The organism is Phaeobacter sp. S60, assembly GCF_000826845.1.
GTDB lineage: Bacteria > Pseudomonadota > Alphaproteobacteria > Rhodobacterales > Rhodobacteraceae > Phaeobacter > Phaeobacter piscinae.
In genome coordinates this window covers 223470-249608 of the sequence record NZ_JSWJ01000012.1, presented here as the reverse complement: position 1 = coordinate 249608, position 26139 = coordinate 223470, and the positions used below count along the sequence as shown (strand labels likewise).

Below are 26139 nucleotides of genomic sequence, written 5' to 3'. Positions count from 1 at the left end.
TAATACTTAACTGAAGCCGTGAAAAGTCTCGTTTGTCGCTTTTGCAAGAAAGGTCCATATTGAGGTCAAGTTAGCAACACTGATCTGAATGGAGGCCGAAACGATGGAATATTCTGCCAATAGTACCGTGAAACTGGCCATGCAGCGCGCGCATGAAGAGCGCGGTCAGGTCCTTCGCGCACTCTGGGCGCGTTTATTTACATCCCGCCGTATTGGCCGAGTGGGTGCAGGGGTTTCCCGCTGGGCATAGCGCGCATGTCCTTACGGGATTGGAAAAGGGCCGGCCCGTAGGACCGGCCCTTGCCGTTTTTGGCTTTCTGGGTCTCAGACGAAGAACTGCGCGCCGTTTGCCGAGATGGTTGAGCCGTTGATGAAGCCTGAGTCCTCCGACGCGAGGAAGGCGACACAGCGGGCGATTTCCTCGGGTTCACCCAAGCGGCCTGCCGGGATCTGACCGATGATCGATTCGCGGACTTTCTCGGGAACAGCCATCACCATCTCAGTTGCGATATAGCCGGGGCAGATGGCATTTGCGGTGATGCCGGCACGGGCGCCTTCTTGGGCCAGAGATTTCACGATGCCAAGGTCACCGGCTTTGGTAGCGGCATAGTTCACTTGCGCAAACTGGCCCTTTTGTCCGTTGATTGAGGAAATCACGATGACGCGACCGAATTTGCGCTCACGCATGCCGGGCCAGATCGGGTGCACGGTGTTGAACACACCGGTGAGATTGGTGTCGATCACCTGCTGCCACTGTTCCGGCGTCATCTTGTGGAACGGGGCGTCGCGGGTGATGCCGGCATTGGCGACCACGATGTCGATGGGGCCGATATCCGCTTCGACCTTGGCGATACCGGCAGCGCTATCCTCATAGCTGGCAACGTCCCACTTGTAGGTCTTGATGCCGGTCTCTTCGGTGAACTTTGCCGCCGCTTCATCATTGCCGGCATAGGTCGCCGCCACCGTGTAACCCTCCGCCTTCAGCGCCTGAGAGATTGCTGCGCCGATGCCGCGAGAGCCGCCGGTGACGAGTGCGTTACGTGCCATGGAATAGTCCTCCGTTATTTGACTTGGTAATCTTGCTACTATTTTGTTTTGAATTACGCAATTATATTGCGTGCGGAAAATCTCTTCTTATGTCGACATTGAGGTGAACGTCGCGTCGCCTTGCTCCGCAAAGATATCGCAAAATATGCCAGAGATAGAAAAGGGCGCCACCGGGGCGCCCTTGATATGGTCAGCAGTCTGCGCCTCAGGGGCGCTCCACACACATGGCGACACCCATGCCGCCACCGATACAAAGGGTTGCCAGCCCTTTTTTGGCGTCGCGCCGCTTCATTTCGAATAGCAGGGTGTTGAGGACGCGGCATCCAGAAGCCCCGATCGGGTGACCAATGGCGATGGCGCCGCCGTTGACGTTCACGATTGCCGGGTCCCAGCCCATGTCCTTGTTCACGGCGCAGGCCTGCGCTGCGAAGGCTTCGTTCGCCTCCACCAGATCAAGGTCATCAACGGACCAGCCTGCCTTTTCCAGTGCTTTGCGGGAGGCGTAGATCGGGCCGACACCCATGATCGACGGATCCAGCCCGGCGGTGGCATAGGAGGCAATCCGCGCCAGAGGCTCAATGCCGCGCTTTTCGGCGTCATCCGCACTCATCAGCAGAGTGGCAGCGGCACCGTCATTGAGGCCGGAGGCATTGGCGGCGGTGACCGAACCATCCTTGGCGAAGGCCGGGCGCAGTTTTTGCATGGCTTCGATGGTGGCGCCGTGGCGGATGTATTCATCCTGATCCACAACGATATCGCCCTTGCGCGTCTTGACCGTAAAGGCTGCGATTTCATCAGCAAATTTGCCCGCCTTCTGAGCCGCTTCGGCCTTGTTCTGGCTGGCAACGGCGAACTCATCCTGCATCTCGCGGGAAATCTGCCATTTTTCGGCAACATTCTCAGCGGTCTGGCCCATGTGGTAGCCGTTAAAGGCGTCCCAAAGACCATCGCGGATCATGGTGTCGATATAGCTCATATCGCCCATCTTGTGACCGGCACGCAAATTTGCAGCATGCGGCGAGAGCGTCATATTTTCCTGACCGCCGGCGCAGACGATAGCAGCGTCGCCCAGCTGAATGTGCTGAGCGGCCAAGGCCACGGCCCGCAACCCCGATCCGCAGACCTGGTTGAGACCCCAAGCTGCGGATTCCTGAGGGAGCCCAGCGTTGATATGTGCCTGACGGGCTGGGTTCTGTCCCTGCGCTGCCGTCAATACTTGGCCCAGAATGGTTTCTGAGACTTCGGATTTGTCGATCCCGGCGCGTTCTACGACAGCTTCCAGCACCGCAGCGCCGAGATCATGAGCGGGGGTCTTGGCGAATGCGCCACCAAAGCTGCCGACGGCGGTGCGCGCGGCGGATGCAATTACTACATTGGTCATCAGTTAGGGTCCTCTGCCATTCATCGTCCCGGGAGGCCAACTGAGCAGGCCGCTTTTCGCAGCCGCAGCAACCGGGATCCCCCTGCCTTTTCTAAATAAGGCCGTGTATCTCGCTGCAGGTGCAGCACGCACAAGGTGTCCCACAGGGAGAGCCTGTGTCAATCAATACTATGGCGAATATACTGTGACAGGCCCGGGCATTTGCCAAGCGATCAATTCGACGCTGCCTTGCGGCGATCCGCGCAGGCGGGATCCGGCCATTTCTGGCATGGTGGTGGATGGCAGTTTGGCGGCGCTCAGGAGGCGCGGCTGTTTTCCCGCAGCTCCTCTAGCCAAGGCGGGCTGACAGAAGGGGCGCCAAATAGATACCCTTGCAGGCAATCGACCCCAATCGAGATCAGAAATTCTGCGTCGGCCGGGCTTTCGACGGATTCGGCAACGACGAGCATATCAAACTGCTTTGCGATCCCGACCAGTGCGCGGACCACTGCCTGATTGTCATGGCTGGCATGGATGTTGCGCACAAACTGCCCGTCGATTTTCACCGCATCAAAGAAGAATTGCCGGAAGTAGCTGACAGCGGTTGCCCCGGCACCGAAATTATCAAGCGCGAAGGCGATGCCATGTTTCTGCATCCGGTCAATGAAATCGATCACAAGCTCAGGCGTCGCCATCGCGGACGCTTCGCTGATCTCAAGCATCAGACGCTCACCCAGTGTGAGATCTTTCTTCAGGTGGCGTTCCAGAACCCGCATCCAGCGCCGATAACCGATAGATCGCGCTGACATGTTGATCGAGAGCCGGATATTCGGGCTGCGCGCGAGCGCCTTCAGACCGTGTTCCAGTGCGAGGCAATCCAGTTCGCGGCCTTCCTCCTTATCCTCGACCAGTGGCATGAATTCACGTGCAGGGATCACACGACCGGTCGAGTCCAGCACACGAATATACCCCTCGTAAAAGGCAACGCCCTGCGGCGGCATGGCCTGCATGATGGGTTGATAGGCGAGCATGGTTTGGTTGTGGCGAATCGCATCGCTGACCATGTCGAGAGTTGACCGATCGCGTGAGACGACCGCAGAGGTCAGGGGATTTTCCCCGCCTTCCGGCATGTCGGCCATGACCTGTTGCTTCTTCTTCACGGGTGTATCCCTTGGCACTGGCGTGGTCTGATCAATATGGATCAGGCTGCACCTTGGCGCAAAAGCGTTGCGCTTGCATTAAAGGGACAATTTTACCCAAATTGAGGGGCGGTGCTCAGGTCTTGTCAAACCCGGCGCTGCCAATGTCCTCCGGATGGCGATGCAGATGTTTGGCGCGGATCGTCTCGGAGCTGTCGCGACTGCCATCGTGGCTATACCCAGGGGGCGCAACGGCGTAGAGCAGTCGCTGCCGCAACGTCAGGCCCGGCTGTGTCATGTCTTTGAAAATGCTGACCCATTCGTGAAAAGCCACACGCAGCGGGTTAAAGGTGCCGATGTTGTGGACCAGACCATAATCCGGACGGTCGTGATCCTGTTCGGGAACGAAGGTGCCAAACATCTTGTCCCAGATAATGAAGACGCCGGCATAGTTGCAATCGAGATAGCGTGGATTGCGCCCATGATGGGCACGGTGGTGACTGGGCGTGTTCATCACCGCCTCAAACCAGCGGGGCATGCGGTCAATTGCTTCGGTGTGGATCCAAAACTGATAGACCAGATTAATCCCCCCGACGAAAAGCACCATGGCCGGGTGAAACCCCAGCAGAACCAGAGGCGCGCGCACCACCATCATGAAGGTGAAGGTGCCGGTCCACGTCTGCCGCAGTGCCGTAGTCAGGTTGTAGTGCTGGCTGGAGTGATGATTGACATGGCTGGCCCAGACCCAGCGCACCCGATGCCCAAACCGATGCACCCAGTAGTAGCGCAGGTCATCAAGAACGAAACACAATGCAATCACCCAGACCGAGGTGCCGAGGTCCAGCGGCGTAATCTGCCACAGCAGCGTGAAGAACGCCCAAGCGATGAAACCGAGGGCAATGCCTGAGGCAACGCTGCCGGCCCCCATCACCAGAGAGGTGACAGCATCCCGGGTTTCATAGCGCCCACCCCGCCGCTTGATCGCGATCCAGAGAAACTCAGCCAGAATGGCCGCGATGAAAAAGGGAACGGCCCATTGCGTGACATCAGGGTAGGAGATCGTATCAGGCATGTGTCTGGTCTCTCTGTTCTGTGGCGGTCGGGGGCTGTGAGGTGGCGCTTGCGGCCAGGATCCGGCGGCGCCAGCCCTCGCGTTCCTTATCGGACAGGTGCAGCATCACAGATGGGGTGGCGAAATCGGCAAATCTAACCCGGAGCCCTTTGGGGTGATCCATCAGGCTGCACCCGGCAAGCGGGCGGGCGATTGTGTCGGCACCAAAACACCAGACCAAACCAAGCCCCGTATCTGTGTCGATCAGGGCCGCATGGCCAAGAGTGCTTGGCTGGGCATCGAGGATCCGGGAGTCGGGATCGTGGCGGGCCCATGCCCTAGCAGCCGTCTCGCGCGTCATGAGTACCGGCGCGGACCGGCCAGTAAAATGTAGCAGAATAGCTATGACAATAATGCCGACCAGCACCATTGCGATCAGGATCTCCAGCGGCATCATATCCTCCCTGCCGCCGAGATTGGCGGCAGGGGCGCGGTCCTGTCAAAGGTGGCGTAGGGTCAACCGGCCTGCCGTTGTCGCAGGCAGGCCGCTCGGCAAGCGATTGCTCTGAGTGTCAATCAGAGGCCATCAGCGCCTGAATGATGGCTTTGGCGCTGTCAGAGTTCCATTCGGCGTCGCCGCGCAGTCGGGCGATTTCTTCGCCCTCGCGGTTGAGCAGAACGGTAATCGGCAAACCCAACACCGCCATTTCACGCGCTACGGCCTGCCGGGGATCCTGATGACGGGGGAGATTGGTGATGCCGGTATCGTCAAAGAACTTCTGGATACCGGCAGGCGAGTTGCGACCGGTGGCAAGCGTCAGCACCTCGAAATCGTCACCGCCAAATTCCTCTTGCAGCTCTGACAGCTGGGGCATCTCCTTGCGGCAGGGCGCGCACCAGGTGGCCCAGAAGTTCAGCAGCACGATCTTGCCTTTGTAATCCCCCAGCGTTGCGGAGCCAGCGCCGTCTGCCAGCTGAAACTCTGCGCTGGACACAGGTTTCGGGGCGCTATGGAGCACCAGTTTTTTCATGTCGCCCTGTCGCATATCCGCGAGCGCCACCGGGTCGGCGGCCAAGGCGGCATTTGCACCCAAGGTCAGGGCCATATAAAGGGAAAGCTGACGTAACAGACGCATATTATCTCCGGGGTTCCACACCATGACAGATCAATCCTCGAACCAGATGTGGGGCGGCCGCTTTGCCGCTGGCCCGGACGCGATCATGGAGGCGATCAACGCCTCGATCGGGTTCGACAAGCGGATGGCAGCGCAGGACATTGCCGGCTCCAGGGCCCATGCGGCGATGTTGGCCGCGACAGGCGTTATTACGGATAATGATGCTGAGGCCATTCGGGAAGGGCTGCTCACCGTTTTGTCAGAGATCGAGGGCGGAACTTTTCAGTTTTCCACCGCCCTGGAAGACATCCACATGAATGTGGAGGCCCGCCTGAAGGAGGTCATCGGAGAGCCTGCAGGCCGTCTGCACACGGGCCGCAGCCGCAATGACCAGGTGGCGACCGATTTTAAACTCTGGGTGCGCGACCAGCTGGACGCAGCCGAAAGCGGCCTTCTGGCGCTGATCCGCGCGCTTCTGTCGCAGGCTGAGGTAGGCGCCGATTGGGTGATGCCGGGCTTCACCCATCTGCAAACCGCGCAGCCGGTAACCTGGGGCCACCACATGATGGCTTATGTGGAAATGTTCGGCCGTGATTTGTCCCGCGTGCGCGACGCACGCAAGCGCATGAACGAATCGCCGCTGGGCGCGGCAGCCCTGGCAGGCACTTCCTTCCCGATCGACCGGGAGATGACGGCAAAGGCGCTGGGGTTTGACCGCCCGGCGGCCAACTCGCTGGACGCGGTTTCCGACCGCGACTTCGCGCTGGAGTTCCTGTCCTGTGCCTCGATCTGCGCCATGCACCTCAGCCGCTTTGCCGAAGAGCTGGTGATCTGGTCCTCGGCGCAGTTCCGTTTCGTGACCCTCAGCGACCGGTTCTCCACCGGCTCATCCATTATGCCGCAGAAGAAGAACCCGGACGCGGCCGAGCTGATCCGCGCCAAGGTGGGCCGCATTTTCGGTGCCAATACCGCGCTGATGATGGTGATGAAGGGGCTGCCGCTAGCCTATTCCAAGGACATGCAGGAAGACAAGGAACAGGTTTTCGACGCTGCCGATAACTGGATGCTGGCGCTGGCGGCGATGGAAGGCATGGTCAAGGACATGACCGGCAACCGCGAATCTTTGGCCGCCGCCGCAGGGTCTGGTTTTTCCACAGCGACTGACCTCGCAGACTGGATGGTGCGGGTGCTGAAGGTGCCGTTCCGCGACGCCCACCACGTGACCGGGACGCTTGTGGCGATGGCCGAGAGCCGTGGTTGCGACCTGCCGGACCTGACGCTGGCGGACATGCAGGGCGTTCACGAAGGCATCACCGAAGACATCTTCTCTGTGCTTGGCGTCGAAAATTCGGTAAACTCGCGCATGTCTTATGGCGGCACGGCACCGGCGCAGGTCCGCGCGCAGATCGCCCGCTGGCAGGATGTCCTGTCCGATTGACGGCAGCAAGGTTGCGGTCAGAAGGCGAAACCCGACCGCAACCGCCCAACTGAGTAGAGGCCAACGTCGAAAGAGGTCACCATGGCAAAACCCGTTTTGATCCTATGTGCGCTGGCAGCCTGCGCTGGACTGGCAGCCTGCGGTGTTGACGGCGAACCGGTGCGCCCCTCTCTGAACGCAGGCGTCGGTGTTTCCAGCAGCGGTGTGCACGCAGGCGGCAGCCTTGGTCTGCACAAGGGGCCGCTCAGCGTTTATCTTGGCGTGTGATGCAGCGCGGAATCATTTGATCCGCGCCCCGGTTCTGGTCTAAGCGCGATCTATGGATCATTTTCTCTATCGTGACGGCGCGCTTTACGCCGAAGATGTGCCGGTGGCCGAGATCGCGGCCGCTGTGGGCACCCCGTTCTACCTGTACTCCACCGCGACGCTGCTGCGCCACTTCCATCTCTTCGATGACGCGCTGAAGGGGATGGATCATCTGGTCTGCTACGCGATGAAGGCCGCCAGCAATCAGGCGATCCTGAAGACGCTGGCACAGGCCGGAGCGGGCATGGATGTGGTGAGCCAGGGCGAATATCTGCGCGCGAAGGCTGCCGGGGTACCGGGCGACAGGATCGTGTTTTCGGGCGTCGGCAAGACGCAGGACGAGATCCGCACCGCACTTAGCGGCGGCATTCGCCAGTTCAACGTCGAATCCGAGCCGGAAATGGATGTGATCAACGCCGTGGCGCTGGAGCTGGGCGTGGTGGCGCCTATCACCGTGCGTGTGAACCCTGATGTTGATGCCAAAACTCACGCCAAGATTGCCACCGGAAAATCCGAGAACAAATTTGGCATCCCGATTGCCCGCGCGCGCGAGGTCTATGCCCGCGCCGCCAGCCTGCCGGGGCTGAAAGTGATCGGCATCGATGTCCACATCGGATCGCAACTGACCGAGTTGGCCCCGTTTGAACTGGCCTATCAGAAGGTGGCGGAGCTGACCGAACAGTTGCGCGCTGACGGGCATGATATCCACCGGCTGGATCTCGGCGGTGGCTTGGGCATTCCCTACACCCGCTCCAATGATACACCGCCGCTGCCGGTTGAATATGGTGCCATGGTGCAGCGCACATTGGGGCACCTTGGGTGTGAGATTGAGATTGAACCGGGGCGTCTTATCGCGGGCAACGCGGGGATCATGGTGAGCAAGGTGATCTATGTGAAATCCGGGGAAGACCGGGATTTCCTGATCATTGACGGTGCGATGAATGATCTGATCCGCCCCGCGATGTATGAGGCATATCATGATATCGTCCCGGTCATCGAACCGGGGGCCGGGATCGAACAGCGGGCCTATGACATTGTTGGCCCGGTCTGCGAAACCGGCGATACCTTTGCCCGCCATCGCGATATGCCGCCACTTGAGGCGGGGGATTTGGTCGCCTTCCGCAGTGCAGGTGCTTATGGGGCGGTGATGGCCAGCGAATATAATTCGCGTCCGCTCATCCCCGAAGTCCTGGTGCACGGGGATCAATTCGCGGTTATCCGCCGACGTCCGGACTTTGACGAAATGATAAACCGCGATACCATCCCTGAGTGGCTCTGACGGGTTTCGCGGCATCTGGCGCGGCGCAGGGCCAGACGGAGGCGCCGCCCGCATGGTGAAGACCCCCAAGTTCCGCCGCAAGGCTGACGACAGATCTGCAACCGCGCCCGGTTCTCCGGGGCGCGATAGGGCAGATTCCGGGCGTCCATGGGGGGCAGGTGGCGGCGAGGCGATCCGAGATTCGACATCATCTGGCCTGCAACTCTCTGATCCGCGTTTGGCGCGATTGCGCTGGTCCCTGCGATTGACGTGGCTTGGCCTGCTGTCGGAACGGCTGGTGCGCGCCTTCTGGCCCTTGTCCTCTCTGGTGATGCTGGCGCTTGCCGCGATGATGCTTGGCCTCCATGAGGAGCTGCCGGTGGAGCTGGTCTGGGTCGGCGCGGTTGTGCTGGTCCTCGCCGCTGCGGCAGCGTTTGTTTTTGGGGTCTGGCGCTTTACTTGGCCTCGTCTGTCGGACACTCTGGCGCGATTGGATATGACGGTTCCCGGACATCCGATTGCGGCACTGCTGGATGCGCAGGCTATTGGTTCTGATGACCCTGCATCGCAAGCGCTCTGGCAGGCGCACCAGCAGCGGATGCAGGCCCGCGCCGCTGCGGCCAAAGCTCCGAAACCCAATCTCTCCGTTGCGCGTGCGGATCCGTTTGCGCTGCGCTATCTGGCGATGTTGGCGCTGGCGGTGGCAGTGTTGTTCGGCTCCATCTGGCGGGTCGGCACCCTTGGCGAGATCACCCCCGGCGCGGTTGCGGCTGCCACGGGACCGACCTGGGAAGGCTGGATCGAGCCGCCACGCTACACTGGGCTTCCGGTGCTCTATCTCAATGATCAGACGGAGACTGCACTGAACCTGCCGGAGAACAGCCGCCTTACCCTGCGATTTTATGGTGAGGTCGGCGATCTGACGCTGGACGAGACCATTTCCGGACGTGTCGGTGACCTGCCGTCTGCCGCTGCCGCCGAACAGAGTTTTGAGATTACCCGTGACGGCACGCTCGCGATCAACGGTCCAGGCGGACGCAGTTGGGATGTCACGCTGCTCAAGGATCAGCCTCCGAGCATTGCCATCATCGGTGACCCGACGCTTGAACCCGATGACACCACATCGCTGGCCTATACCGCGAGCGATGACTACGGCGTCGCTGGCGGGCAGGTGGAGGTTTCACTGGATATGGACGCGCTGGATCGTCGTCACGGATTGGCGGTGACGCCGGATGCGCGTGATCCGATTGTGCTGGACCTGCCGCTGCCACTGAGCGGCGATCGCCGTGCGTTTGATGAACAGATGATTGAGACCTTTGCCAAGCATCCCTGGGCGAATATGCCGGTCACCTACCGGATGGTTGCACAGGATGCCGCTGGTCAGGAGGCCAAGGCCGAACCGCTGAGCGCGCCGCTTGTGACCCGTCGCTTCTTTGATCCTATGGCCGCTGCGGTAGCAGAGCAGCGGCGCGATCTCCTCTGGGCGCGCGCCAATGCGCCAAGGGTGGCGCAAATTCTGCGCACCCTGTCGACCTACCCGGCTGAGGTGTTTCGCGATCACGGTGATTACCTTCGCCTACGTACCATTTTGCGCCGACTTGAGCAGCATAGCACGGCAGGCACTTTGGGGCCGGACCAGCAGGAAGATCTTGCTGAGGCGCTCTGGGATCTGGCTGTTCAGCTTGAAGAGGGAGATGTCGGAGATGCCATGGCGCGGATGCAACGGGCGCAGGAGCAGCTGAGCCAGGCGATGCGGGATGGCGCCAGCGAGGAAGAGATTGCCCGCCTGATGCAGCAGCTGCGCGATGCGACGCAGGACTATCTGCGCCAGTTGCAGCGGCAGGCACAAGAGCAGGGTAATCAGGGCGAGCAGCAGGGCGCCCCGGATGAGAACGCGATGCAGTTGAGCCAGCAGGACTTGCAGGCGATGATGGACCGGATTCAGGAGCTGATGGAACAGGGTCGCATGGCCGAGGCTGAACAGGCGCTGCGCGAGTTCCAGCAGATGATGGAGAACATGCGCGTGACCGAGGGGCAGCAAGGGCAGGATGGGTCTCCCGGTGAGCAAAGCATGGACGGGCTGGCCGATACCCTGCGCGAACAGCAGGGCTTGTCAGATCAGGCCTTCCGCGACTTACAGGAGCAATTCAACCCCGGCGCCCGTCGTGGCGAAAGCGAAGGCAACGAAGGACGCAATGGCGGTCTGGGCCGTGGACAGTCCCATGAGGGCGGACAGGGCAATCAAGGGGGGCAGGGCGACCGACCGGGTGCTGGTACTCCCGGCGGGGAGCGACAGCCCGGCCAGGGGGGGCAGGGGCAGCGCGCACCTGACGCCGAAGGGGGGCAGAGCGGTGGCGATGCAGCCCAGTCGGGTGGGCGTCGTGGCCTCGGTGGTTCCCTTGCAGATCGCCAGCAGGCCCTCAGGGATCAGCTGCGTGCGCAGCGCAACGGTCTGCCATTGGGCAATGGCGAAGGGGATCAGGCGACGCGGGATGCTTTGGATGATGCCGGGCGTGCCATGGACGGTGCTGAGGAGGCGCTGCGACAGGGGGATCTGGCAGAGGCCATCGACCGGCAATCCGACGCCATGGAGGCGCTGCGCGAGGGCATGCGGGCGCTTGGCGAAGCGATGGCAGAACAGCAACAGCCCGGACAGCAGCAGGGACAGGGGCGCGCCAATACCTCGGCGCAGGGCAATCGCATGGACCCGCTGGGTCGGCGCAATGGCGAGCAGGGGGACGGCGGGGTCTCGGACGGGCAGTTCAGCGAGGGTCAGGCCTATCGCCGCGCCTGGGACCTGCTGGAAGAAATTCGCCGCCGGGCCGGTGAACGCAGCCGCAGCGACACCGAACGCAGCTATCTTGAGCGGCTACTTGATCGGTTTTGATAAGGCCGGGGGCGCCACCACGTTTGGGCGTTTTCCAAGCCGGAGCGCAATAGCGTTATTGCTGCACTGTGAAGGCGCGCACCTGCATATCCAGCCACAACCGCGCGGCATCCACCTTGGCGACATAAGTGCTGAGATAGGGATCAGCCTGTGGCAGTTTCTGTGCGATCAGCGGCGCATTGTCATAGGCCATAGCAAGGGCCAGCGCGATCAGCAGGGCGAAGGCAAAGCCGCGGGCGAAGTTGCGCTTTTTCTTGGGCGGTGCTGTATCCATCGGGGGGGCGATAGGCGCTGCAGTGCCCTCACCTGAGCGCAGGGTGGAATTGATCTCATCAATATTCGGCAACAGTCCACGGCGGGATTCAGTCTCAGCAGTTGCCAGCTGCTGCGGATCCTCGCCGCGCATCCGGGCCATCTGTTCGCGGGCTTCGCGGGCACGTCGCGCCGATTCTTCCTCAGGCAGTGAATCAAGCCCCAGATCTGTCTGGGTTTGCAGAGGGCTGTTTTCAGCGGCACGCAGGTTCGCTTCGCGCTCAGCCTCTTCGCGCAGGATATCGCTGATTGCCGGATCCAGACCGCGCGCAGTGGCTGCGACGTCGGGGGCGCGATCCTCGGCTGTGTCCTCTTCGGCGGGGTGATCTTCGGACGCTGCCTCAGCGGGGGGCAGATCGGTCTCTTCGGCGATACCGTCGTCTGCGTCTTTGGTCAGCGGGTCCTGATCGGAGATATGAGATGCGGGCGTATCTGCATCCGGCGGCAGGTCAGCGAGATCCGGGCCTGCTGCTGGCGCGCTCTCAGCGTCATCTGCGTCCAGCGCACGGCCAGCCTGAAACCACGTCTGCCCGCAATTGGAACATTGCACGTCGCGGCCGTCATCAGGGATTACATCATCCGGCACCTCATACTGGGCGGCACAGTTCGGACATGTCAGTCGCATGGGTCACTCCTTGGGACCTGGGGTGGCTCCGGGGGGGTCCGGGCGGCTGTCGGCGTGTGATTGTTGAATAATCATAGGCAGTTCCGCCTTTCCACGAAAGAGCCAATCGCGTCGACCAGCGTCGACTGTTTCCAGAGGGCGCAGCATGGCAACAGCGCCGACCATTGAAACTGGTCGCACAGTCGGGCAAAACACCGGTGACCAAAAGGGGACCGCCGTGATCGAGCTGGACAATGTGGGGTACAATTACGGTGGCGGGGAACTGCTGAGCGAGGTGTCAGTACAGCTGGCGCCGGGGTCGTTCCATTTCCTGACCGGTCCGTCAGGGGCAGGTAAAACGACCCTTTTGAAACTCTGCTACGGTGCATTGACCCCAACGTCTGGCCGGGCGCGCGCTTTCAACATGGATATCAATGGTTTGGACCGTGATCAGATGGCTTATCTACGGCGGCGTATCGGCGTGGTCCATCAGGATTGCCGGTTTCTGGACCATCTGCCGGTGATCGAAAACATCGCTTTGCCGCTGACCGTATCCGGGCGCGACATCGACCAGGAAGAGGCCAATCTGAGGGAGTTGCTGAATTGGGTCGGCCTGTCGGAGCGGGCACATGCAACGCCGCCGGAGCTGTCCGGGGGCGAAAGGCAGCGCGCGGCTTTGGCCCGGTCGGTTATTCTGTCACCCGAGGTAATCATCGCGGACGAACCAACAGGCAATGTGGACTGGGAAATGTCGCAGCGACTGCTGCAATTGCTGGTGGAGCTGAACCACATGGGCAAAACGGTATTGGTGGCCACGCATGATCTGTCGCTCATCCGGGCGGCCAAAAAACAGGTGCAGGCACGGGTTCTGCGGATTTCCAACCGGCAGCTTCAGCAGGCGGGGGCAGATCTATGAATCTGGCCCGGCTGCGCAATGTGATCGTCGGAGATGCCCAGGCTGACCGCGTGGTTCCGCCAAGCGGGTTTACCGCCCAGCTGACGCTGTTTGTGTCGGGGGCGATGGCGTTTCTGGCGGTCTTTGCGCTGGCCTTGTCGCTGGCCTCGGGCCGGTTGGCGGACCGCTGGGCGGAAGAGCTCGCCCGCGCTGCAACGCTGCGAATCAACGCGCCTGCTGAGCAACGCGTCGCCCAGACCGAAGCGGCGATGACCATTCTGGAACAGACCCCGGGTGTTGCCTCCGCCCGCGCGCTCAGCCGCGAAGAACAGGCGGCACTTCTGACACCGTGGTTCGGAACCAAACTGCCGCTGGATACACTGCCAATCCCGCAGCTGATTGAGGTGATCGAAGGTGATCCGGGCTACGATGATGCAGGATTGCGATTGCGGCTGCAGGCTGAGGTGCCGGGTGCTGTTCTGGATGATCACACCCGTTGGCGCGCACCTTTGGTGGATGCGGCGCAGGCGCTGCGGCGTCTGGCATGGGTGTCAATTCTACTGATCGGCGGTGCCACTGCTGCGATGATCACCCTCGCCGCCAACGCAGCTCTTGCCGCCAATGCCCAAGTGATTGAGGTGCTGCGCCTGGTTGGCGCCTTGGACACCTATATCGCACAGGCCTTTATCCGGCGCTTTACCTTGCGCGCGCTGTTCGGGGCGGGGGTTGGTATGATGCTTGGCATGTTGGGGGTTTGGCTGATGCCCGAGGCCACGCGCGAGGGTGGGTTTCTGACCGGTCTGGGCTTTCAGGGCTGGAGCTGGCTCCTGCCGCTGTGCATTCCTTTGCTTGGCGCGCTCGTCGCCTTTGCCGCAACAACCCGTGCGGCCAACAAACGTCTTGGAGATTTGGCGTGAAAACTGCATTTCGATGGCTGCTCTCGGCCGTGTTTATGGTTCAGATCTATGTGATGATGCTGATCTTTGGTCTGGTTTTTGCGCCATGGGCTCTGGTGTCGCCGCGCGGCGCCCGCATGGCCTGCCGCAGCTATGCCGGTTATGTGTTGTGGTGCGCCCGCTGGATGCTGGGCCTGCGTACCGAGGTACGCGGCCCGGTGCCCACCGAGGAGGTGATCATCGCAGCAAAACATCAGAGTTTTCTGGATATTCTGATCATCTTTCACGCCACCCCTTCGGCCAAGTTCATTATGAAGCGCGAGTTGCTGTGGACACCGATCATCGGCATCTATGCCAAGCGATTGGGTTGCGTGCCGGTCAACCGCGGTAAGAAAGGCAATGCCATTGCCCGTATGGTCAAGGACGTCGCGGCAGAGTTCGCTGACCCCGGTCAGCTGGTGATTTACCCGCAAGGCACCCGCGTCGCCCCTGGGGCGGACAGGCCCTATAAGATCGGCACCGGGGTTCTTTATGCCGCGCTGGAGCAGCCTTGTGTGCCTGCGGCGACCAATGTGGGTCTGTTCTGGCCGCGTACTGGGATTATGCGCAAACCTGGGCTGGGTGTGGTTGAGTTCCTGCCCGCTATTGCGCCGGGGCTGGACCGTGATGTGTTCATGGCCACGCTGGAGCGCGAGGTCGAAGCCCATTCGAATAAGTTGATGCAGGAAGCGGGGTTCGAAGTCGATGGAGTTTCTCACCACCGTTGAGGCGCTTGAGGCGCATTACGGCACACCCGGCGCGCCCTCTCTGCGCAAGGTGGCGCGGCAGATGACGCCGCTTTATCGCAAGTGGATCATGGCCTCGCGGCTGTGTATGTTGGCCACGGTTGGACCAGAAGGCACCGATGACAGCCCGCGTGGTGATGATGGTCCGGTGGTTCTGGAACTGGATCCGGGCAGGCTGGCCCTGCCGGACTGGCGGGGCAACAACCGGATCGACAGCCTGCGCAATATCGTGCGGGACCCGCGTGTCTCGTTGATGTTTCTGGTGCCGGGATCGAACAATGTGGTGCGGGTGAACGGTAACGCCCGGGTGACGGCGGACGCCGATCTGCGCGCCAGGTTTGACAAGAACGGCAAACAGCCCCGTACCGTCATTGTTATCGAAATCACTGAAATCTACAGCCAATGCGCCCGCGCACTGATGCGCGCACGGACCTGGACCTCAGAAGATGAAAGCGCGGATCTGCCGACAATGGGGGAAATCCTTGCCGAGCAGACCGCCGGAGTAGAGGGCGGGAAGGCGTATGACGAGGCCTGGGCACCGCGCGCCGCCAAGACCATGTGGTAAAGCCAATGCGTTGGGACGCGGACCAGCGCGCTGTCGTCAGGACATCGGCAGTTAAGGCGTGAGGTGCCTTCGGTCAGCTCATCAGGACCTGCCCAACAAGGATCTGCGGGCGAATGTTGGTGAAGTTTGCCACATCATCAATGATCGGTCCGCCTTTCTCCGCCATCGCTGTGTCGAGCGTTTCCATATCCGGGAAGGTAATGGTCGCAATCAGCAGAAAGGCAGGCGGTACGTCCGGCCCGCTGGCAATCCCGCGCGAGGCCTCAACCGTGTCCATCAGATCGCCCCAGTGCTCTTCCAACAGGGGGAGGTGGGTTTTTTCATAGTAGTCGTAGTCAAACGTTGCGTCTTCGGATGCAGGGTAGATCACTTGCAGGCTGACGGTCATGGCAGAAGCTCCGGTTCATGAGAAAGCGGCCCACCAGAGGTGGACCGCTTTGGTGTAGGATCTGTCTCTAGCAGGAGGCGGCGGCAGAAAGTACCCCGTTTCCTGTAGACAAAGCCATGATCAGCTGTGGATCGGACCGTCCCCGCAGGCCAAGGCCGCCTCGCGCACGGCCTCGGAATAGGTCGGATGCGCGTGACAGGTGAGGGCCAGATCCTCAGCAGAGGCGCCGAATTCCATTGCGACGCAGATTTCATGGATCAGGTCGCCAGCGCCCGGACCGATGATGGCGGCCCCCAGAATACGGTCGGTTTCTTTGTCCGCGATGAGTTTCACAAAACCACCTTCGGCCTGATGCACGGCCTTGGCGCGGGCATTGCCCATAAACATGAACTTGCCGGTCTTGATCTTGCGACCTTCGGCCTTCAGCGCATCTTCCGTCTGGCCTACGGTGGCCACCTCGGGTGTGGTGTAGACCACGCCGGGGATCACGCCGTAGTTGACGTGTCCGTGTTTGCCCGCGATCACCTCGGCAACAGCCATGCCTTCGTCTTCGGCCTTATGGGCCAGCATTGGACCTTCGATGACGTCACCGATGGCATAGATACCTTTGACATTGGTGGCCCAATGGGCGTCGGTGGCGATCTGGCCGCGCTCGGTCATCTTGACACCCAGAGCGTCAAGGCCCAGCCCCTCAGCGTAGGGTTTGCGACCGGTGGCGACCAACACCACATCGGCATCAATCACTTCTTCATCGCCGCCTTTTTTCGGCTGATACTTCACCTTTGCCTTGGTTTTGGACGGTTCAACCCCCTGTACCGCAGCCCCCATGATGAAGGTCAGACCCTGCTTTTCGAGGATCCGCTTAAAGCTGCGCTGAACATCCTTGTCCATGCCCGGGCAAACGGCGTCCATATATTCAACCACGGTCACGTCAGACCCCAGACGTGCATAGACCGACCCCAGTTCCAGGCCGATGACACCAGCACCGATCACAACCATTTTCTTGGGGATCTTCGGCAGGTCCAGCGCGCCGGTGCTGTCCACCACAACCCCCTTGTCGTTATCGACCTCAACGCCTGGCAGCGAGGAGGGCACCGAGCCGGAGGCAATCACGATGTTCTTGGCCTCATGGGTGTCATCGCCCACCTTGACCTTGCCGGCCTCGGGAATGGAGGCCCAGCCCTTGATCCAGTCGATCTTGTTCTTCTTGAACAGGAATTCGATGCCGCCGGTGTTCTGGCCGATGACCTCTTCCTTGTAGGATTTCATCTGCGGCCAGTCGACCGAGGGACTTTTGCCCTTCAGACCCATATGGGCGAAGTTATGTTCCGCTTCATGCAGCAGATGGGTCGAGTGCAACAGGGCCTTTGAGGGGATACAGCCGACGTTGAGGCAGGTGCCGCCGAGGGTTTCTCGGCCCTCGACCACGGCGGTCTTCAGGCCCAACTGGGCGCAGCGGATGGCGCTGACATAGCCACCGGGGCCGGCGCCGATTACGATGACGTCATAGGATGCCATTTTGATGTGCTCCTTCAGGGTTGAACGGGGAGGGGGCTCTGCCCCCGGCCCTTGCGGGCCTCCCCCGGAGTATTTGAGAAAGGTGACAGCTCATACCAGCGCTGCGATCAACATAAAGACGGTGGCAAAAAAGCCAACAAACCAGATGATTGAGCGGCCAGGAGACCAGCCCAATGCGTAGGCCGGCACGTAGAGCACCCGGGCGGCAAGGTAGACCCAGGCGCAGCCTGCGGTGAATCCGGTGGATTGATCGCTGATCACCACCACGCCGCAGGCGATGATGAAGAGGATCAACCCTTCGAAATGGTTTTCCATCGCACGTTTGAAGCGTCCGGCTGTACCTGTCAGGGTGACCGGTGTGTCGCGTGGGCCAAGTGCTATTTTCGGATCCAGTTGGCGATTTGCCGTGATGGCATATGCGCAAAACTGAAGCGCTTGCAGCAGTGCGGCGAGGGTGAGGGCGGTGAGTTCAGGGGTCATGACTGCCGATCTTTTCGAGCGTCGATCCAAATCCAGAAGGGATGAATCCAGCCCAGAGTCGCGTATATGGTGAAGGCTTTGAATGAGGGACGCTGCATCTGGTGAGCTGATTGCTCTGCATAAGTCAACAGCGTCACTACTGAACAGGTTAGCCAGATCAAAAACCAGAACAGGACTGGCCGCTCACCGTGCCATTTGACTACTCGGTCCCTTAGCGCGAAAAGCTTCGGGCACTCTTTTTCATAGTCAGGCTCGGGCTGATAACTCATATGGCCCCACAGTGATTTGATGCGGTACGCATCGGGCCACGGGCTGGCCCGATGCAATTGGTACGCGACTGAATTACAGATCCATCAACAACCGGCGGGGATCTTCCAGCGCTTCTTTGACGCGCACGAGGAAGGTCACAGCGCCTTTGCCGTCGACGATACGGTGGTCATAGGACAGCGCCAGATACATCATCGGGCGGATCTCAACCTTGCCGTTGATCGCCATCGGGCGGTCCTGGATCTTGTGCATGCCGAGGATGCCGGACTGCGGCGGGTTGAGGATCGGCGAGGACATCAGCGAGCCGTAGACGCCGCCGTTGGAGATGGTGAAGGTGCCGCCCTGCATCTCTGCCATCGACAGTTTGCCGTCGCGGGCGCGGGCGCCTTTTTCGGCAATCGCTTTTTCGATGTCCGCGAACGACATTGCATCCGCGTCGCGGATCACCGGAACCACCAGACCCGTGGGCGTGCCTGCGGCGATGCCCATGTGCACAAAGTTTTTGTAGACGATATCGGTGCCGTCGATTTCTGCGTTGACCTCGGGCACCTCTTTCAACGCATGGCAGCAGGCTTTGGTGAAGAAGGACATGAAGCCCAGTTTCACGCCGTGCTTCTTCAGGAACAGGTCCTTGTACTCGTTGCGCAGGGCCATCACCTCGGTCATGTCGACCTCATTGTAGGTGGTGAGCATGGCAGCGGTGTTTTGACTGTCCTTCAGACGCTTGGCGATGGTCTGGCGCAGGCGGGTCATTTTCACGCGCTCTTCACGGGCGGCGTCATCTGCAGCAACCGGCGCGCGCACAGGTGCCGCCGCTGCTGGGGCCGAAGTGCTGGCAGCCGGTGCAGCTGCGGCAGCGGCCACGGCACGGGCGACGTCATCTTTCATGATGCGGCCATCACGACCACTGCCTTGCACCTGATCTGCAGAGAGGCCGGCCTCAGCCATCGCCTTCTCGGCGGAAGGTGCGTTTGCGATATCCTTGGCCGGACCGCCCTGGCCTGCGGGGGGCGTGGTATATTGCGCCCCACCTGCGGTTTCGCCTTTGCTGGGCGTAGGCGTTACGGCACCTGCTTCGCCGCCGGAGATCACGCCAAGTTTGGCAGTCGCATCGACGGTGCTGCCTTCTTCAGCGGTGATCTCGGTCAGGATACCGGCAGTTGGGGCTGGGACTTCGACTGAGACCTTATCCGTTTCCAGCTCGCAGAGCATTTCGTCCTGCGCGACGCTGTCGCCGACCTTCTTAAACCAGGTTGAGACCGTGGCCTCGCTCACAGATTCACCGAGGGTCGGTACCATGACATCGGTGCTGCCACCACCGGCATTGCCTGATTCGGCTGCGGGAGCGGATTCGGCCTTGGGGGTGTCCGGGGTGGAGGTGCCGGAGGAGGCGCCTTCAGCAATGGTTGCCAGCAGCGCATCAACGCCGACGGTTTCGCCTTCGGCGGCGACAATCTCACCCAGGGTACCGGCGGCAGGGGCCGGGACCTCAACGGTGACTTTGTCGGTTTCCAGCTCGCAGAGCATTTCGTCTGCTGCAACCGCGTCCCCCGGCTTCTTGAACCAGGTGGCAACGGTGGCTTCGGTCACGGATTCGCCCAGGGTGGGCACGCGAACTTCGGTGGTCATGGGGTGTTATCCTTCGATGCTCAGCGCTTCGTTCACGAGCGCAGCTTGTTGGGCTTTGTGTTCGCTGGCCAGGCCCGTTGCGGGCGAAGCCGAGGTGGCGCGACCGACATAGGTCGGGCGGCTGTGCTTGGCGCCGATGCGCGTCAGCACCCATTCGATATTGGGCTCGATGAAGCTCCAGGCGCCCTGATTTTTGGGCTCCTCCTGACACCAGACCACCTCAGCACCTTTGAAGCGCTCAAGCTCCTTCACAAGGGAGATAGCAGGGAACGGATAATATTGTTCAATCCGCATCAGATATACATCGTCAAGCCCACGGGCGTCGCGTTCTTCCAGAAGGTCATAGTAAACCTTGCCCGAGCAGAGAACGACGCGCTTGATTTTGTCATCGGCGACCAGCTTGGTGTCGGAATTGCCATGCTGGGCGTCATCCCACAGCACACGGTGGAAGGACGAACCGGTGGTGAACTCTTCTGCCTTGGACACGGCCAATTTGTGGCGCAGCAGCGATTTCGGCGTGACCAAAATCAGCGGCTTGCGGAAGGTACGGTGCAGCTGGCGGCGCAGGATGTGGAAGTAGTTCGCCGGTGTCGTGCAATTCGCCACGATCCAGTTGTCTTGACCACACATCTGCAGGAAGCGTTCGAGGCGCGCGGAGGAGTGCTCCGGCCCCTGGCCCTCAAACCCGTGCGGCAGCAGGCAGACCAAGCCGGACATCCGCAGCCATTTGCTTTCGCCGGAGGAGATGAACTGATCGAACATGATCTGCGCACCATTGGCGAAATCACCGAACTGCGCTTCCCAGAGCGTCAGTGCATTGGGTTCGGCGAGTGAATAGCCATACTCGAAGCCCAGCACAGCATACTCGCTGAGGGCCGAGTCGATCACCTCATAATGGGATTGCCCGCTGCGGATATTGTTGAGCGGATAGTATCGTTCCTCGGTGTTCTGATTGACGATGCCGGAATGACGCTGGGAGAATGTACCACGGGTGGCATCCTGTCCGGACAGACGCACCGGATAGCCCTCAGTCAGAAGAGAGCCAAAGGCGAGCGCCTCCCCGGTTGCCCAATCGATCCCCTCGCCGCTGTCCACCATCTTGGCACGTGCGTCTAGGAAACGGCCGATGGTTTTGTGGACTGGAAATCCCTCGGGCACACGGCTGAGAGCGGTGCCGACCTCTTTGAACGTCTCGGGCGACACAGAGGTCTGGCCGCGCTGGTAATCGGTGTCCTTTTTGTCGAGGTGGGACCAGCGGCCATCCAGCCAGTCCGCCTTGTTCGGCTTGAAGTTTTTACCGGCTTCGAATTCCTCATTCAATCGGGCTTGGAACGAGGCTTTCATATCCTCGATCTCACCCTCGGGGATCAGGCCATCCTTCACCAGACGCTCGGTATAAAGCGACAGGGTTGTTTTGTGGCCCTTGATCTTCTTGTACATTAGCGGGTTGGTGAACATGGGCTCGTCGCCCTCGTTATGGCCAAACCGGCGGTAGCAGAAGATATCGAGAACGACATCCTTGTGGAATTTCTGGCGGAATTCCGTGGCGACCCTGGCGGCGTGAACCACAGCTTCCGGATCGTCACCGTTGACGTGGAAGATCGGCGCCTCGACCACCAACGCATTGTCGGTGGGGTAAGGCGAAGAGCGCGAGAAATGCGGTGCCGTGGTAAAACCGATCTGGTTGTTCACCACGATATGCATAGTGCCGCCGGCCTTGTGACCGCGCAGGCCGGAGAGGGCGAAGCATTCGGCCACAACGCCTTGGCCTGCAAAGGCTGCGTCACCGTGCAAGAGGATCGGCAGCACCTTGGTGCGCTCGCTGTCCTTGAGCTGATCCTGCTTTGCGCGAACTTTGCCAAGAACAACCGGGTTCACGGCCTCAAGGTGGGAGGGGTTCGCAGTCAAGGACAAGTGAACGGTGTTGCCGTCGAATTCACGGTCGGAAGAGGCGCCGAGGTGATATTTTACATCTCCCGATCCATCAACATCTTCGGGCTTGAAGCTGCCGCCCTGAAATTCGTTGAAAATCGCCTTGTATGGCTTCTGCATCACATTGGCGAGCACCGATAGGCGTCCGCGGTGTGGCATGCCGATGACGATATCACGGATCCCCAGCGCGCCACCGCGCTTGATGATCTGCTCCATTGCCGGAATAAGGCTCTCGCCACCGTCCAGACCGAAGCGCTTCGTGCCCATGTATTTGACGTGCAGGAATTTCTCGAAACCCTCTGCCTCAACCATTTTGTTGAGGATCGCCTTGCGGCCCTCGCGGGTAAAGCGGATTTCTTTGTCATAGCCCTCGATCCGCTCTTTCAGCCAGCTGGCCTGTTCGGGATCGGAGATATGCATGTACTGTAGCGCAAAGGTGCCACAATAGGTCCGCTTCACAATGCTGACGATCTGACGCATCGAGGCGACCTGAAGCCCCAGAACATTGTCGATGAAGATCGGGCGGTCCATGTCCGCTTCGGTGAAGCCATAGGTGCGCGGATCCAGCTCGGGATGCTGGGCCTCCTCGCGCATACCGAGGGGGTCGAGATTGGCGGCCAGATGGCCACGGATCCGGTAGGCCCGGATCAGCATCAGGGCCCGGATCGAATCCAGCACAGCGCGCTGGACCTGATCATCGGTGACTTCGACGCCCTTGGCAGCGGCCTGGTCCTTGATCTTCTTGCCAGCACCCTTGGCCTCTGCCGGGGCCGGCCACTCGCCCGTCAGCGCGCCAGTCAGATCATCATTGGGGGCAGGCGGCCAGTCGGCGCGCGCCCAGGAGGGGCCAGCGGCCTCCGCCTTCACATCAAGTTCTGCGTCACCCATCTGCCGAAAGAACTCAGCCCAGGCGGCATCCACCGCGTTGGGATCATTGGCGTATTGGGCATAGAGCTGCTCAAGATACTCAGCATTGTGCCCCTGCATGAAGGAGGAAGCATGGAAGAGTTCGTTAGGGCTCTGGTCGGTCATGTAAGTACCTCTTGCGGGTTGGGACCGGTTCTAGTGCGACCTGGGGTCATGAGTGACAGCCTGATCAGAAGGCGTTTCGGAAGAGTAAAACGCCTCTGGAATCCTGCAGCAGATAAGATCGGCCTCTGGAGGTAACAATCCTATCGACAAAAGGATCCCTGAAACGGGAAGAAGAGCGCCCATGACAGGCGCTCATTTTCCGGACAGACGGTTCAGATCCGTCCGGAAAGTGATCTTGGATGCCGTATGAGGCAGGCTGTGGCATTACTTGCCGATCGCTTTCAGAACCGCCTCGCCCAGTGTGGCGGGGCTGTCGGCGACGACGATGCCAGCGGATTTCATCGCCTCGATCTTGTCTTCGGCACCACCTTTGCCGCCTGCGACGATTGCGCCAGCGTGACCCATGCGACGGCCCGGAGGGGCTGTGCGGCCTGCGATAAAGCCCGCGATGGGCTTCCAGCGGCCTTTTTTCTTCTGCTCGGCGATGAATTCTGCCGCTTCTTCTTCAGCGGAGCCACCGATTTCACCGATCATGATGATCGACTGGGTCTCATCATCGTTCAGGAACATGTCCAGCACGTCGATGTGTTCGGTGCCTTTGATCGGGTCGCCGCCGATGCCGACAGCGGTGGACTGGCCCAGACCGATGTCTGCGGTCTGCTTCACCGCCTCATAGGTCAGGGTGCCCGAGCGGGACACAACACCGACCGAGCCACGCTTGTGGATGTGGCCAGGCATGATGCCGATCTTGCAGGCATCAGGCGTGATCACGCCGGGGCAGTTCGGGCCAATGAGGCGCGATTTGCTGTCTTCCAGCGCCCGCTTGACTTTCATCATGTCCAGAACCGGGATGCCCTCGGTGATGCAGACAATCAACTCCATCTCGGCATCGATGGCCTCAAGGATGGAGTCAGCTGCGAAGGGGGGCGGCACGTAGATCACAGAGGCATTCGCCTCGGTCACATGCTTGGCTTCATGCACGGAGTTGAAGACCGGCAGGTTCAGGTGGGTCTGGCCACCCTTGCCCGGTGTCACGCCGCCGACCATCTTCGTGCCATAGGCGATGGCCTGTTCGGAGTGGAAGGTGCCCTGCGAGCCAGTAAAGCCCTGACAGATCACTTTGGTGTTTTCGTCGATAAGGACTGCCATTTTAGGAGTCTCCTTATTAGTGCGGCTTGGCCGCTGTTACAGCGCTGAGGAAGCTAAGCTCTCCAGCAAATGCCTTAGTTCGCGAGGTGGACAGAAACGATCGTCCCCGAGGTTGAAGCCTGAAGGCTGATCTCATTCGTGCCCTTGATGAAATAGGTGAACTTTCTACCTTTTCTGAACGTCCTTACTTCCTTGCGGTAGCCCTGCGCAGAAAGAACACGTTCAGCTCTCGCGAAATATGAAACCATTTCATTGCGGGTTTTTGGGGTGATTGTCACAAAACACTCATCTCCCCGAACCGTGGTAACGTATACTTCGGGGTCCTCGAAGCTTGAGGACGCTAGGAAAGGTTTAGTTGACCAAGCGTCCAAACTTTTCCTGAAGCCGACACTGCTCAGGGTCTCAATAGGAGTTCCTGACTGCAAATAACCAATGCAAAATTTGGCACCATGGTCAAAGGCTGCATCTGCTGAAACAGATGTTTGGCTGGACCCAGCTGCCGCAGTTCGAGGCTGCGTGTCTTGCGTGGCTGAGCCAGTGGTCTGGCATGCCGCAAGCGCTAAAATCGGAAGGGAGAAGATGAGCTTCCGCAAAGATTTACCCTTTCACCGCTTTCACGATTTTCTCGGCGCCGTCGGACAGGTTGTCGGCTGCGATGACATCAAGACCGGAGGTGTTGATGATGTCTTTGCCGGCTTCCACATTGGTGCCTTCGAGGCGAACAACCAGCGGTACCTTCAGGCCGACCTCTTTCACCGCGGCAACCACGCCCTCGGCGATGACGTCGCAGCGCATGATGCCGCCGAAGATGTTGACCAAGATGCCTTTGACGTTGGGGTCAGAGGTGATGATTTTGAACGCCTCGGTCACTTTCTCTTTGGTGGCGCCGCCGCCAACATCAAGGAAGTTCGCAGGCTCAGCGCCGTAGAGTTTGATGATGTCCATGGTGGCCATCGCCAGACCTGCGCCGTTCACCATGCAGCCGATCTCACCGTCCAGAGCGATGTAGTTCAGATCGTATTTGGAGGCTTCCAGTTCCTTGGGGTCTTCCTCGGTGGTGTCGCGCAGTTCGGAGATATCAGCGTGGCGGTAAACCGCGTTGCCGTCAAAGCCGACCTTGGCGTCCAGCACTTTCAGATCACCACTGTCTGAGACGATCAGCGGGTTGATTTCCAGCATCTCCATGTCTTTTTCGACAAATGCCTTGTAGAGTTGGCCCATCAGCTTGACGCATTGCTTGACCTGTGCGCCTTCAAGACCCAGCGAGAATGCGATGCGGCGGCCGTGGAACGCCTGATAGCCAGTTGCCGGATCAACGGAGAAGGACAGGATTTTCTCGGGGGTGGCTTCAGCAACTTCCTCGATGTCCATGCCGCCCTCGGTGGAGCAGACAAAGGAGATGCGCGAGGTTTGGCGATCCACCAGCAGCGCGAGGTAGAGTTCGGTCTGAATGCCGGATCCTGCCTCGATGTAGATGCGGTTCACCTGCTTACCGGCGGGACCGGTCTGATGGGTCACAAGGGTGCGGCCCAGCATCTTCTTGGCTTCGGCAGCGGCTTCTTCAACCGATTTGGTCAGGCGCACGCCACCTTTTTCGCCCGCGTCAGCCTCCTTGAAGGAGCCCTTGCCGCGGCCACCAGCGTGGATCTGAGCTTTGACCACCCAGAGCGGGCCGTCCAGCTCACCTGCTGCGGTTTTGGCATCTTCTGCCTTGAGCACCACACGCCCGTCCGAAACCGGCGCGCCGTAGCTGCGGAGGAGGGCCTTGGCCTGATATTCGTGGATGTTCATCTGAAACTGTCCCGTCTGGCTGCAATTATCTTGATCTAATACGCCGTCATAGCGCCAATGTTTAAAGGGTTTTCTTACAGCTGGTAAAAAAATGCCGAAGATTTATCGATTTTGTGATCACGGCTTTCCGACGTGTGATCACAAATTTACAGGAGGTGAACGCGGTTGATTCGATAGGAGTGGTTTTGATCAACTCCGACTGTAAGTTACGCGGATGCGGCAACAACCGCATTAAGGTGTAACTGATTTGGCCGCGGTATTGCGGCTTGGTCCGGATCCGCATGATGGCTTTGGA

The 26139-nt window shown here is 60.2% G+C and carries 23 protein-coding genes; 8 read left to right on the top strand and 15 right to left on the bottom strand.

Translation table 11 applies throughout. The annotated features are described in order from the left end of the window. Positions 1-324: 324 nt before the first annotated feature. From phbB to OO25_RS13100, 6 genes are all read right to left on the bottom strand, one after another. Positions 325-1047, bottom strand: a complete 723-nt coding sequence (gene phbB, locus OO25_RS13125) for an acetoacetyl-CoA reductase (protein ID WP_014873444.1) — start codon at positions 1045-1047, stop codon at positions 325-327. 205 nt (positions 1048-1252) lie between these two features. Then, positions 1253-2428, bottom strand: a complete 1176-nt coding sequence (locus OO25_RS13120; protein ID WP_040171273.1) for an acetyl-CoA C-acetyltransferase — start codon at positions 2426-2428, stop codon at positions 1253-1255. Between the two features lie 296 nt (positions 2429-2724). Continuing rightward, complete coding sequence (locus tag OO25_RS13115; protein ID WP_096788521.1) at positions 2725-3546, bottom strand: EAL domain-containing protein; 822 nt, start codon at positions 3544-3546, stop codon at positions 2725-2727. A gap of 136 nt (positions 3547-3682) precedes the next feature. Continuing rightward, positions 3683-4618, bottom strand: a complete 936-nt coding sequence (locus OO25_RS13110; protein ID WP_040171266.1) for a sterol desaturase family protein — start codon at positions 4616-4618, stop codon at positions 3683-3685. Next, positions 4611-5051, bottom strand: a complete 441-nt coding sequence (locus OO25_RS13105; RefSeq protein ID WP_040171767.1) for a hypothetical protein — start codon at positions 5049-5051, stop codon at positions 4611-4613. Before OO25_RS13105 ends, OO25_RS13110 begins: the two co-directional genes overlap by 8 nt. A 118-nt stretch (positions 5052-5169) precedes the next feature. After that, complete coding sequence (locus tag OO25_RS13100; protein ID WP_175304835.1) at positions 5170-5733, bottom strand: TlpA disulfide reductase family protein; 564 nt, start codon at positions 5731-5733, stop codon at positions 5170-5172. A gap of 22 nt (positions 5734-5755) precedes the next feature. Between OO25_RS13100 and argH the strand changes: the two genes are divergently transcribed. The 4 genes from argH (at position 5756) to OO25_RS13080 (ending at position 11601) form a co-directional block, all read left to right on the top strand. Next, positions 5756-7150 carry an argininosuccinate lyase gene (gene argH, locus OO25_RS13095; RefSeq protein WP_175304834.1) on the top strand — a complete coding sequence of 465 codons (1395 nt, stop codon included), beginning with the start codon at positions 5756-5758 and terminating at the stop codon, positions 7148-7150. Positions 7151-7231: 81 nt separating this feature from the next. After that, the gene (locus OO25_RS13090) at positions 7232-7417 is read left to right on the top strand and encodes a hypothetical protein (protein ID WP_014873451.1); all 186 of its coding nucleotides are present in this window, start codon (positions 7232-7234) and stop codon (positions 7415-7417) included. Positions 7418-7469: 52 nt separating this feature from the next. After that, entirely contained in the window at positions 7470-8735 is a 1266-nt protein-coding gene (lysA, locus tag OO25_RS13085; protein ID WP_040180609.1) for a diaminopimelate decarboxylase, read from the top strand. Between the two features lie 52 nt (positions 8736-8787). Continuing rightward, complete coding sequence (locus tag OO25_RS13080) at positions 8788-11601, top strand: DUF4175 domain-containing protein (protein ID WP_040180608.1); 2814 nt, start codon at positions 8788-8790, stop codon at positions 11599-11601. Between the two features lie 55 nt (positions 11602-11656). Here the strand turns inward: OO25_RS13080 and OO25_RS13075 are convergent, their stop codons facing one another. Continuing rightward, positions 11657-12538: a zinc-ribbon domain-containing protein gene (locus tag OO25_RS13075; RefSeq protein ID WP_040180607.1), complete on the bottom strand. Its 882-nt coding sequence runs from the start codon at positions 12536-12538 to the stop codon at positions 11657-11659. 217 nt (positions 12539-12755) lie between these two features. Between OO25_RS13075 and OO25_RS13070 the strand changes: the two genes are divergently transcribed. From OO25_RS13070 to OO25_RS13055, 4 genes are read left to right on the top strand one after another with little or no spacing between them, the layout of a single operon-like run. Beyond that, the gene (locus tag OO25_RS13070) at positions 12756-13433 is read left to right on the top strand and encodes a cell division ATP-binding protein FtsE (RefSeq protein WP_014873455.1); all 678 of its coding nucleotides are present in this window, start codon (positions 12756-12758) and stop codon (positions 13431-13433) included. Next, positions 13430-14329, top strand: a complete 900-nt coding sequence (locus OO25_RS13065; protein ID WP_040171255.1) for an ABC transporter permease — start codon at positions 13430-13432, stop codon at positions 14327-14329. The genes OO25_RS13070 and OO25_RS13065 overlap by 4 nt, the downstream gene beginning before the upstream one ends. Further along, the gene (locus OO25_RS13060) at positions 14326-15075 is read left to right on the top strand and encodes a 1-acyl-sn-glycerol-3-phosphate acyltransferase (RefSeq protein ID WP_040180605.1); all 750 of its coding nucleotides are present in this window, start codon (positions 14326-14328) and stop codon (positions 15073-15075) included. Before OO25_RS13065 ends, OO25_RS13060 begins: the two co-directional genes overlap by 4 nt. Then, complete coding sequence (locus tag OO25_RS13055) at positions 15053-15658, top strand: pyridoxamine 5'-phosphate oxidase family protein (protein WP_040180602.1); 606 nt, start codon at positions 15053-15055, stop codon at positions 15656-15658. The genes OO25_RS13060 and OO25_RS13055 overlap by 23 nt, the downstream gene beginning before the upstream one ends. Positions 15659-15731: 73 nt before the next feature. On the opposite strand, the gene OO25_RS13050 is transcribed toward OO25_RS13055, so the two are convergent. The 8 genes from OO25_RS13050 to sucC all read right to left on the bottom strand — a co-directional run bounded on the left by OO25_RS13050 (position 15732) and on the right by sucC (position 25844). Then, positions 15732-16046: an EthD family reductase gene (locus tag OO25_RS13050; RefSeq protein ID WP_040171248.1), complete on the bottom strand. Its 315-nt coding sequence runs from the start codon at positions 16044-16046 to the stop codon at positions 15732-15734. 120 nt (positions 16047-16166) lie between these two features. Next, positions 16167-17564, bottom strand: coding sequence for a dihydrolipoyl dehydrogenase (gene lpdA, locus OO25_RS13045; RefSeq protein ID WP_040180601.1), 1398 nt, complete (start codon positions 17562-17564; stop codon positions 16167-16169). 90 nt (positions 17565-17654) lie between these two features. Further along, positions 17655-18044 carry an MAPEG family protein gene (locus OO25_RS13040; RefSeq protein WP_040180598.1) on the bottom strand — a complete coding sequence of 130 codons (390 nt, stop codon included), beginning with the start codon at positions 18042-18044 and terminating at the stop codon, positions 17655-17657. A gap of 342 nt (positions 18045-18386) precedes the next feature. Beyond that, a complete protein-coding gene (gene odhB / locus OO25_RS13030) occupies positions 18387-19940 on the bottom strand; it encodes a 2-oxoglutarate dehydrogenase complex dihydrolipoyllysine-residue succinyltransferase (RefSeq protein WP_040180595.1) in 1554 nt (517 codons plus the stop codon). Between the two features lie 6 nt (positions 19941-19946). Then, on the bottom strand, positions 19947-22904 hold the full coding sequence (locus OO25_RS13025) for a 2-oxoglutarate dehydrogenase E1 component (protein WP_040171235.1): 2958 nt from the start codon (positions 22902-22904) through the stop codon (positions 19947-19949). Positions 22905-23168: 264 nt separating this feature from the next. Further along, positions 23169-24053: a succinate--CoA ligase subunit alpha gene (sucD, locus tag OO25_RS13020; protein WP_014873464.1), complete on the bottom strand. Its 885-nt coding sequence runs from the start codon at positions 24051-24053 to the stop codon at positions 23169-23171. Between the two features lie 74 nt (positions 24054-24127). Next, positions 24128-24646, bottom strand: a complete 519-nt coding sequence (locus OO25_RS22800; RefSeq protein WP_139044783.1) for a hypothetical protein — start codon at positions 24644-24646, stop codon at positions 24128-24130. Positions 24647-24650: 4 nt separating this feature from the next. After that, on the bottom strand, positions 24651-25844 hold the full coding sequence (sucC, locus tag OO25_RS13015; protein WP_040180593.1) for an ADP-forming succinate--CoA ligase subunit beta: 1194 nt from the start codon (positions 25842-25844) through the stop codon (positions 24651-24653). Positions 25845-26139 lie beyond the last annotated feature (295 nt).

Coding starts and splice junctions, on each gene's coding strand:
- argH (WP_175304834.1), top strand. CDS start 5,756: ATGACAGATCAATCCTCGAACCAGATGTGGGGCGGCCGCTTTGCCGCT.
- OO25_RS13090 (WP_014873451.1), top strand. CDS start 7,232: ATGGCAAAACCCGTTTTGATCCTATGTGCGCTGGCAGCCTGCGCTGGA.
- OO25_RS13120 (WP_040171273.1), bottom strand. CDS start 2,428: ATGACCAATGTAGTAATTGCATCCGCCGCGCGCACCGCCGTCGGCAGC.
- OO25_RS13100 (WP_175304835.1), bottom strand. CDS start 5,733: ATGCGTCTGTTACGTCAGCTTTCCCTTTATATGGCCCTGACCTTGGGT.
- OO25_RS13075 (WP_040180607.1), bottom strand. CDS start 12,538: ATGCGACTGACATGTCCGAACTGTGCCGCCCAGTATGAGGTGCCGGAT.
- OO25_RS13025 (WP_040171235.1), bottom strand. CDS start 22,904: ATGACCGACCAGAGCCCTAACGAACTCTTCCATGCTTCCTCCTTCATG.
- OO25_RS13040 (WP_040180598.1), bottom strand. CDS start 18,044: ATGACCCCTGAACTCACCGCCCTCACCCTCGCCGCACTGCTGCAAGCG.
- lpdA (WP_040180601.1), bottom strand. CDS start 17,564: ATGGCATCCTATGACGTCATCGTAATCGGCGCCGGCCCCGGTGGCTAT.
- OO25_RS13110 (WP_040171266.1), bottom strand. CDS start 4,618: ATGCCTGATACGATCTCCTACCCTGATGTCACGCAATGGGCCGTTCCC.
- OO25_RS13055 (WP_040180602.1), top strand. CDS start 15,053: ATGGAGTTTCTCACCACCGTTGAGGCGCTTGAGGCGCATTACGGCACA.
- OO25_RS13080 (WP_040180608.1), top strand. CDS start 8,788: ATGGTGAAGACCCCCAAGTTCCGCCGCAAGGCTGACGACAGATCTGCA.
- OO25_RS13065 (WP_040171255.1), top strand. CDS start 13,430: ATGAATCTGGCCCGGCTGCGCAATGTGATCGTCGGAGATGCCCAGGCT.
- sucD (WP_014873464.1), bottom strand. CDS start 24,053: ATGGCAGTCCTTATCGACGAAAACACCAAAGTGATCTGTCAGGGCTTT.
- odhB (WP_040180595.1), bottom strand. CDS start 19,940: ATGACCACCGAAGTTCGCGTGCCCACCCTGGGCGAATCCGTGACCGAA.
- OO25_RS13050 (WP_040171248.1), bottom strand. CDS start 16,046: ATGACCGTCAGCCTGCAAGTGATCTACCCTGCATCCGAAGACGCAACG.
- lysA (WP_040180609.1), top strand. CDS start 7,470: ATGGATCATTTTCTCTATCGTGACGGCGCGCTTTACGCCGAAGATGTG.
- OO25_RS13115 (WP_096788521.1), bottom strand. CDS start 3,546: ATGGCCGACATGCCGGAAGGCGGGGAAAATCCCCTGACCTCTGCGGTC.
- sucC (WP_040180593.1), bottom strand. CDS start 25,844: ATGAACATCCACGAATATCAGGCCAAGGCCCTCCTCCGCAGCTACGGC.
- phbB (WP_014873444.1), bottom strand. CDS start 1,047: ATGGCACGTAACGCACTCGTCACCGGCGGCTCTCGCGGCATCGGCGCA.
- OO25_RS13105 (WP_040171767.1), bottom strand. CDS start 5,051: ATGCCGCTGGAGATCCTGATCGCAATGGTGCTGGTCGGCATTATTGTC.